At 43.1% G+C, this 6,336-nt stretch carries 6 protein-coding genes; 1 reads left to right on the top strand and 5 read right to left on the bottom strand.

Features of this window, described 5'->3' with window-relative positions; genetic code table 11:
* The 5 genes from HOO90_RS05850 to HOO90_RS05830 form a co-directional block, all read right to left on the bottom strand.
* Positions 1-1,823: UvrD-helicase domain-containing protein (locus HOO90_RS05850; RefSeq protein ID WP_292840717.1), on the bottom strand; the 1,823-nt coding region annotated here is incomplete at its 3' end.
* Positions 1,824-2,088: 265 nt separating this feature from the next.
* The gene (locus HOO90_RS05845) at positions 2,089-2,370 is read right to left on the bottom strand and encodes a hypothetical protein (RefSeq protein WP_292840713.1); all 282 of its coding nucleotides are present in this window, start codon (positions 2,368-2,370) and stop codon (positions 2,089-2,091) included.
* A gap of 103 nt (positions 2,371-2,473) precedes the next feature.
* Positions 2,474-3,283 carry a hypothetical protein gene (locus HOO90_RS05840; protein ID WP_292840710.1) on the bottom strand — a complete coding sequence of 270 codons (810 nt, stop codon included), beginning with the start codon at positions 3,281-3,283 and terminating at the stop codon, positions 2,474-2,476.
* A gap of 256 nt (positions 3,284-3,539) precedes the next feature.
* Positions 3,540-5,183 (bottom strand): chaperonin GroEL, encoded by a 1,644-nt coding sequence (gene groL / locus HOO90_RS05835; RefSeq protein WP_292840707.1) that lies wholly within the window; start codon positions 5,181-5,183, stop codon positions 3,540-3,542.
* A gap of 49 nt (positions 5,184-5,232) precedes the next feature.
* Positions 5,233-5,520: a co-chaperone GroES gene (locus tag HOO90_RS05830; protein WP_292840704.1), complete on the bottom strand. Its 288-nt coding sequence runs from the start codon at positions 5,518-5,520 to the stop codon at positions 5,233-5,235.
* A gap of 245 nt (positions 5,521-5,765) precedes the next feature.
* Between HOO90_RS05830 and HOO90_RS05825 the strand changes: the two genes are divergently transcribed.
* The gene (locus tag HOO90_RS05825) at positions 5,766-6,326 is read left to right on the top strand and encodes a hypothetical protein (RefSeq protein WP_292840701.1); all 561 of its coding nucleotides are present in this window, start codon (positions 5,766-5,768) and stop codon (positions 6,324-6,326) included.
* Positions 6,327-6,336: the final 10 nt, after the last annotated feature.

Here is a 6,336-nt window from a genome sequence, read left to right as displayed (position 1 = left end):
ACGTACATCAAGCGACGTTCTTCTTCTAAGCCCGCGTTTTCATACAGGCTTTGTTCGTGTGGGCATAAACCTTCTTCTAGGCCGCTAATAAAGACTACTTTAAATTCCAAGCCTTTGGAGGCGTGAACCGTCATGAGTTGTAAAGCCTCATGGCCGACATCGGCTTGGTGTTCGCCCGCTTCTAAACTTGCGTGACTCAAAAATTGCGTGAGTAAGTCTTGTTCAGAACTATTATTGGCATCGCTATCCACATTGTGGTGGTTGCCAAAATCTTGATTGGTGAAAGACACTGCTGCTGTGACCAACTCGTTCAAGTTTTCAATGCGGTCTTCGCCTTCTTTATCGTTTTCATAATGGGCAACTAAGCCAGATTGGCTGATGGCGAGTTCGGTTAATTCTGACAAGCTGATGCCATACGCTTGATCTACCATTTGTCGGATTAGTGCGACAAAACCTTCTATGCCTTTGCCGCCAAGCTTGCCATTGCCAACCTTATTAATCGCGGCCTGCCAAATGCTGCAGTTTTCAGCGCGGGCGACTTCTTGTAACTGCTCTAAGCTACGCGCCCCGATGCCACGCGTTGGAAAATTAATGACACGCAACAATGCTGTGTCATCATTAGCGTTGGCGATCAAACGCATGTACGCCAATGCATGTTTAATTTCAGCGCGCTCAAAAAAGCGCAAGCCACCGTAGACGCGATAAGGTAATTTAGCGTTGAACAATGCCTGCTCTAAAATGCGTGATTGCGCGTTGGAGCGGTAGAGTAGGGCGATTTCACCTAGCGAAGTGCCTTCGCAGTGCAACATCTTAATTTCATCAACAATGAATTGTGCTTCGTCGGTGTCGTTATAAGCATCGTATACGCGCACAGGTTCGCCAGCACCTGAGCTGGTCCAAAGATTTTTTCCTAAGCGATTGTTGTTATGCGAAATGATCGCGTTGGCGGCGTCTAAAATATTGCTATGGGAGCGGTAATTCTCCTCTAATTTAACGATATTTTGTACGCTAAAATCTTTTTCAAAATCGCGCATATTCCCTACCCGCGCCCCACGGAAGCCGTAAATCGATTGGTCATCATCTCCCACGGCAAACATGCAATTGCCTTGTCCTGCTAGCAGTTTTAACCACTGATATTGCAGGCGATTGGTATCTTGAAATTCGTCTACCAGAATATATTTAAAGCGACTTTGGTAGTGCTGGCGAATGTTAGCATCACGTTCTAGCAACTCATAACAACGCAATAAAAGCTCGGCAAAGTCGGCGACACCATCGCGCTGACATTGTTTGTCGTAAGCATCAAAAATCTCACGCATTTTAGTCGTGTGCGGGTCGTATGCTTCTACAGCATGCGCGCGTAACCCTTCATCTTTACAGCCGTTGATGAAATTTTGCACTTGTTTAGGCGGGTATTTTTCATCGTCAACATTCATTAGTTTCATCAAGCGTTTGATGACGGAAAGTTGGTCAGCAATATCTAAAATCTGAAAACTTTGCGGTAAGCCAGCCTCGCGATAGTGCGCGCGCAGTAGACGATTGCACAGCCCATGAAACGTACCTACCCACATTCCACGCGTGTTAATGGGTAGCGAGGCGGTAATGCGTGTAAGCATCTCTTTTGCAGCTTTATTGGTAAAAGTGACCGCTAGTAGCCCCGTTGGTGATGCTTGTCCTGTTTGAATTAGCCAAGCAATACGCGCAGTGAGTACCCTTGTTTTACCACTCCCTGCGCCCGCTAAAATCAGCGCGGATTGATGCGGCAAAGTAACTGCTTCAAGTTGTTTATTATTTAGGCCAGTCAGAAGTGTAGATTGAGTTTCCATGCGGGTATTATCGCATGAGAAATCGTGCTGGAATGAGTGAATTTAGAACTGAGATGATACAAACTGTTACAAAAAAATGAGAACTAAAGTTAACTTGCTCTGGTCTGAACTTGCATGATGGCTAAATTGATTTTAGCTAGCATTCCGCTTCTTTCCTCCCTGAGCGGAAGCCTTAGACGATAAGGCATTTTTCCCCGACTCTCATCCCCTTGAGTCGGGGTTTTTTTTGAGTATCTTTTTTTAGTGTATCAAGGCTAACTCTAGCTTAGCTAACCCAATCCCAGTAATCTTTTTTAGCAGGGTCTTTAAATTCGGAATTTATTTTTAAACGATGTAAATGCAGTTTCCATAGTTCATTACTCACTTCATCTGGAAAACCTAACCGATCGCCACGCGAATCAAAGACCACTAGATTGAAGTATTCATTGGCTTGGTCCGTTTCCCATATTTCTAAAATCTTATTGAAGATATGCGGGTACTCAAGTTCCAGCTTGGTGGGGTAAAGGCTGACATCATTACGCAATAATTGAAGTAATTTTTCGTTCATTATTCAAATCCCCATCGTTTTAATGCATGTAGATTGGACACTAAAATCAATCTGTTAAGCATAGTATATTTTGCTAATTCGCATTGAGCAAGTTCAGCAGTCTTTATTTTGTTAACGCTTGGCGATAATCCTTATGGATACTGGCCTTTAAGTCAGTCAGGCTATTTTGGCTCACGCGAATGAGGCCGCGTCTTGGGTGGTCTAAATCAATAATGATAAATACCAAAAGTACAATTAGTCCCACCATGAGGTAGCTCATATTTGAAGGTCGATTATTCGTAATGCCTACGGAATAACCAACTACGCAGCCTGTAGCGATAAAAACAATTGAGAGCAGCATTAATACTGCTTCGGGTACATGCCTATCTACCGTTGCGGTCCGCCTGCCAAAAGAATCAATTAATTCGTTCAATGACTGTATGAATAAGCCTGTCGTCACTGGATTTGGGTCTATTTCTGCGGCTTGAATCGCTAATTGCCACAAACTATTAAGTATATCGTTTGCATTTGTTCTAAGCGCTAGATGGTCATTGGTATGATCAAGTGGAAGTGTGCTCGACTGAACGCGTATATCAATATATTGATGCAGTGCTTTCTGAACGTCCTGACGCACAGCAATCGGCAACAATTGAGCCCGTAAAAAGGCTGTGCCTATGGAATTGGCTTCATCGACTACCGCTTCGCTTCTGCTATCAAAGCGTTGCAATGCTATTGAAAAAGTGAACGCAATTAGTAGAGCCAGGATTCCCAATAATGAAGATTGCACAGACTCGATGTGTGATTTGTACGATGGATTGGCCAGTTTTTTCGATTTAACACCGAGACGATAGCCAGACTCAATGGCAATCAGCATGGCTACAAATAGGATAATTACAATTAGGATGCTGTTCTGATTGTAGATAATATCGTTCATCCAGTTACCTCAAAAATTCAGTGTGATTGATCTTTAGCGGGCAATAAAGTTTAAATATTTTGAAGGTGTTATTGTTGTAGAACACTACAAGTGTTTTTGCGAAATTGCAATCCTTGGATTGATAAAGTTTTGTTGTAAAAAAAAGCCCCGCAGTGGCGAGGCTTCTTGATTTTTGACGATAAATTAAGGTCTCAATTTCGTCCTTACTTCTTTCACCCGCATTGGTCGGAGGATGAAAGAGGCAATATCAAAAGGTTTACATCATACCGCCCATGCCGCCCATACCACCAGCATCACCGCCACCAAAAGCTGGGCCGTCTTCTTTTGGAAGTTCAGCCACCAAAGCATCGGTAGTTAAGATGAGTGAAGCAACAGAAGCCGCATTTTGTAATGCAGAGCGCGTTACTTTTGCTGGGTCCAGCACGCCAAGTTCAACTAAGTCACCATAAGTACCATTGGCCGCGTTGTAACCGTAGTTGCCTTTACCTTCAAGCACTTTGTTTACAACTACTGATGGCTCATCGCCAGCATTGGCAACGATTTGGCGTAAAGGTTCTTCCACTGCGCGTAAAACGATTTTAATACCAGCGTCTTGGTCAGCGTTGTCGCCTTTTAAGTCTTTGATTGCACTGCGAGCACGTAACAATGCCACGCCACCGCCAGCCACAATGCCTTCTTCAACGGCTGCACGAGTTGCATGTAACGCATCTTCAACGCGGGCTTTTTTCTCTTTCATTTCAACTTCAGTTGTTGCACCCACTTTAATGACTGCAACGCCACCAGCAAGTTTCGCCACACGTTCTTGCAATTTTTCACGATCGTAGTCGCTTGTTGCTTCTTCGATTTGTGTTTTGATTTGGGTAATACGTGATTTGATGTTGCTATCGCTACCGTGGCCGTCAATGATGATGGTGTTTTCTTTACCCACTTCAATGCGTTTTGCTTGGCCTAATTGTTCAAGTGTAATCGTTTCAAGTTTTAAGCCTACTTCTTCAGCGATCACGGTACCACCAGTTAAAATGGCAATGTCTTCCAACATAGCTTTACGGCGGTCACCAAAACCAGGCGCTTTAACAGCAGTTGTTTTCAAAATGCCGCGAATGTTGTTTACAACCAAAGTTGCTAAGGCTTCACCATCAACGTCTTCAGCGATGATTAACAATGGACGACCAGATTTAGCCACTTGCTCTAATGCAGGTAATAAATCGCGAATATTCGAGATTTTTTTGTCGTGTAACAAAACGAATGGATTGTCTAACAAGGCGATTTGACGCTCTTGGTTGTTAATGAAGTACGGTGACAAATAGCCGCGGTCAAATTGCATGCCTTCCACTACATCTAATTCATTTTCTAAACCAGAACCGTCTTCAACGGTAATCACACCTTCTTTACCGACTTTGTCCATTGCATCGGCAATAATTTGGCCAATGTTTGCATCAGAGTTCGCTGAAATGCTACCCACTTGCGCTATTTCTTTGCTGGTGGTGGTTGGTTTTGAAATCTTTTTGATTTCTTCAACAATTGCAATGACTGCTTTATCAATACCGCGTTTTAAATCGGCTGGGTTAAAGCCTGCAGCCACATATTTAAAGCCTTCTCGAACAATTGCTTGTGCTAATACAGTTGCAGTAGTGGTGCCGTCACCTGCGTTATCTGAAGTTTTTGATGCCACTTCTTTAACGAGTTGTGCGCCCATATTTTCAAGTCTGTCTTTGAGTTCGATTTCTTTCGCGACGGATACACCATCTTTTGTTACGGTTGGTGCGCCAAATGAGCGCTCAAGCACCACGTTACGGCCTTTAGGACCGAGTGTTACTTTTACTGCATTGGCTAGAATGTTGACACCGTTTACAATTTTTGCACGGGCTTCATCGCCGAAAATTACTTGTTTTGCTGCCATGTTAAATCTCCTAATGACTTAATTTCAAATGAATTATTCAGAACGTTAATTATTCAACGATGCCAAAAATGTCTTCTTCACGAATGACCAAAAGTTCTTCACCGTCTACTTTAACGGTTTGGCCAGCGTATTTACCGAATAACACTTTGTCACCCACTTTAACGTCTAAAGCGGTAGCTTTTCCACTATCATCTTTTTTACCGTTACCAACAGCAAGTACCACACCTTGATCTGGTTTTTCAGTAGCGCTATCAGGAATCACAATGCCAGAAGCGGTTGTACGTTCTTCTTCTGAGCGTTTTACAATCACGCGATCGTGTAAAGGACGAATTTTCATACGGTTCTCCAAAAAATTAATGACTAAAATAAATATCGCAACTTTACAAAGAGGTTGCGACTAAAATATATTGCACACAGCAAGCATTGCCATGCAGAGCGAGTGCGATTTTAGCACTCAAACACCGAGAGTGCCAGATTGTGTTTCAATTATTGGGCCGTATTTATTTATTTCAAGATTAAATCTGGAAAAAATTTGATAAAAACTTTATGCTGTACGTTGTATTTATAATTTAAAGCATTCGAATGGCACACAATGAATCTGCAATCGAGCAAATCAATTTGGGTTTTAATGAGCCAGAAGACCGCTTGCTGCTGAAAGTTGGGCTGGCAGATAAAACGGAAGTTGCAGTTTGGATTACACGTCGGGTATGTAAGGCGATGTGGAGCTTGTTAAATGTGGTTAGCAATACACTAACGCCAACGGCACCGCATTTTGCAGCGCCGATAATTGCCACTCCAGAAGCAAAAAACCAAGCGCTGGATAGTTTTTCTCTTGAGGCGAGCGAGCAGAAAAAAATAGAGAATCTAGACTTTGAATCAGAATATATCGCCGATCGCCAACCTCGTTCAGAAGCACCTATGCTTGCAACGCAGTGTTTTGTGGTCAATGTGGATAATTTGCCACCACAATTAGAGCTACAGTGTACGAATGGTCAATCTGTTAAAATAGCCTTAACTAACGAACTTGTGCATGCTGTTACCAACATGATGCAGTTGGCGACACGCGAAGCCGGTTGGGATTTGACCATTACTGCAGACAGCCGAGAAGTTGCCCTCATTCCCGCATTACAAACAGTACATTAGGCGTATTTTA

This window comes from Methylotenera sp., assembly GCF_013141425.1.
Taxonomy (GTDB): domain Bacteria; phylum Pseudomonadota; class Gammaproteobacteria; order Burkholderiales; family Methylophilaceae; genus Methylotenera.
This window is presented reverse-complemented; position numbering and strand designations above follow the sequence as displayed.

Excerpts from the sequence above, each read along its gene's own strand:
- HOO90_RS05845 (WP_292840713.1), bottom strand. The coding sequence starts at position 2,370 with ATGAACGAAAAATTACTTCAATTATTGCGTAATGATGTCAGCCTTTAC.
- HOO90_RS05840 (WP_292840710.1), bottom strand. The coding sequence starts at position 3,283 with ATGAACGATATTATCTACAATCAGAACAGCATCCTAATTGTAATTATC.
- groL (WP_292840707.1), bottom strand. The coding sequence starts at position 5,183 with ATGGCAGCAAAACAAGTAATTTTCGGCGATGAAGCCCGTGCAAAAATT.
- HOO90_RS05830 (WP_292840704.1), bottom strand. The coding sequence starts at position 5,520 with ATGAAAATTCGTCCTTTACACGATCGCGTGATTGTAAAACGCTCAGAA.
- HOO90_RS05825 (WP_292840701.1), top strand. The coding sequence starts at position 5,766 with ATGGCACACAATGAATCTGCAATCGAGCAAATCAATTTGGGTTTTAAT.